This window comes from Syntrophomonas sp. UBA5494 (assembly GCF_002426325.1).
This window is the reverse complement of the sequence record NZ_DIPG01000134.1, coordinates 21681-23901: the sequence shown is the minus strand read 5'-3', so window position 1 is coordinate 23901 and position 2221 is coordinate 21681. Positions and strand designations below refer to the sequence as shown.

The window sequence follows — 2221 nt, the reverse complement described above, 5'->3', positions numbered from 1 at the left end:
GGAAGTCGAGGCCTTAATCCGCAGATCACAGTCGGGAGACCAATTAGGCACCGGAATCTTTACCTGGCCGACCCCGGGTTACTCGAGCATAACCTCGCCTTACGGGATGCGTTACCACCCCATATTGAAGACTCGCAGAATGCATACCGGAATGGATATAGGGGCGCCTATGAGTGCCAAAATAGTAGCGGCGGACAGCGGCACAGTGATTTTTTCCGGCTGGATGGGAGCCTATGGACAGGCCATAATAGTCGACCACGGCCAAGGGCTATCGACTCTGTACGGCCACCTGAGCAGTCTTGGCGTAAGTAACGGCCAATCGGTTACCAAGGGTCAGAGCATCGGCAAAGTAGGCAGTACCGGTTGGAGCACCGGCCCTCATCTCCACTTTGAGGTGCGTATCAATGGACAACATACCGACCCGCGTAAGTATGTATAAGTGATCTGGGGCGGTATTTATTGAGACTTTTCATGACAAAAAAGTCGGCGTCACGGTAGAATAGCGTATTCAAGGACAGGGATTGCCTTGCCGGTTGAGAGCGCAAGACAATAACTGTCCTTTTATGTGTAAAAATTTATCAGGGTTTGCAACTGTGGTATTATTAATTCTGGGTATTTATACGGTGTGATGGCGCCCGGACATCTGCCCGGGTTTTGCCCCCGGCAGAGCGCAAGGGAGGGAAAGCGCTGCCAAGTGGGTAAGGCGGCGCGGCCAGTGTTTTCTGCTGCGGTAGTCTTTGCTATTGCCTATGTGATGATGTATTCTGGTTACAGTTCTTCAGGATCGACCCGGGCTTTAGTCATCAGGAGAATAACATGACATACATTTTGGCCGGTGTTATCTCTCCGGCCAAACTGCAGAATGCGGCGGCTGACATAGACGCCCTGGAACCGAATCCCAGGTGACCCGGGTTGCCTCGAAGCATCTATAATATTTACTCTGGTAGCCGCTATCCTTACTTTTTATGTGGGCGTGAACACCGAAGCTGTTGATGCCAGCCCATTGAACCGGCAGGATAACATATTTGTATGCCAAGGATAATAGAATATTATTGGTGGTGACGATTTGAACAGAGAAAGAAATAACTGGTTACGGGGAATTAACATTTTTTTTAGCACCGTCGGTGTGGTGGTGGTTGTCTGCACGATTGCCCTCTTAGTGACCAGCAGTGCCGGTCTGAGTACACTATTCAGTGTCATCGGGCTGATCAAAACCGAGTCTTTATACCAGATCAATACTGCGCAGATGCTGGAAGGGGCCGGAGCAGGCATTGTTGAAGCCCTGGACGATCCATATTCCAGGTATCTCGACAGGCAGACCTATCAGGATCTCAAGGTCAAATTAGAAGCTAAATTTGGCGGCATCGGGGTCTATGTGGGGCAGGACAATCAAGGTCGTATCATGATCTATTCTCCCATCAGGGGGACTCCAGCCTATAAGGTAGGGGTCAAACACGGGGACATCATAGTGCGCATCAACGGTGAAAGCACCGTGAAGATGACCTCTGATGAAGCCGCCCAGCTGATGCGCGGCGACCCGGGGACGCAGTTGGAATTGGGGGTTTACCGGGAATCTGAAGGCAAGGAACTCAACTTTACCATAGTGCGTGAAATAATCAATGTGCCTTCGGTTGAGGACAAAATTCTTGACGAAGCCGCTGATATCGGCTACATCAGCTTAAATCAATTCCACGCCCAGTCGGCCAATGAACTGGCTACCAGTGTTGAAAAGCTGATGAGCGGAAACAAGGTGAAGGGCATAATTCTGGATTTGCGGGACAACGGCGGCGGAGATTTCAATGCCGCAATTGACATTGCCGGAATATTTCTGGATGGAAGCACGGTGGTAAGCGCTGCAGACAGCAAAGGCAATCAACAGGTCTACAAAGCCTCACCTGGCAAAGTGAATATTCCCCTGGTGGTCCTGGTGAATCATGACAGCGCCAGCGCCTCGGAAATACTGGCTGCGGCCCTGCAGGATAACCAGCGGGCTGATCTGGTGGGAGTTAAGACTTTCGGCAAAGGCCTGGTGCAAACCGTATTTCCCCTGCATGACGGCGGGGCTTTGAAATTGACCACTCAGAAGTATTATACCCCCAACGGCACAGACATCAATGAAGTCGGCATCACCCCTGATTACGAGGTGCAAAACGATCCCAACAACAGCCAGGATTTGCAACTGAATAAAGCCATAGAAGTGTTAAAGACGAAGCTGGAAAAT

2 protein-coding genes are annotated in these 2221 nt (G+C 50.7%); both read left to right on the top strand.

Annotated features, from left to right (window positions below):
* Positions 1–439, top strand: a 439-nt coding sequence (locus tag B3W37_RS15070; RefSeq protein ID WP_483176281.1) for a M23 family metallopeptidase, incomplete at its 5' end; no start/stop codon positions are given.
* 627 nt (positions 440–1066) lie between these two features.
* Positions 1067–2221: S41 family peptidase (locus B3W37_RS15065; RefSeq protein ID WP_483171209.1), on the top strand; the 1155-nt coding region annotated here is incomplete at its 3' end.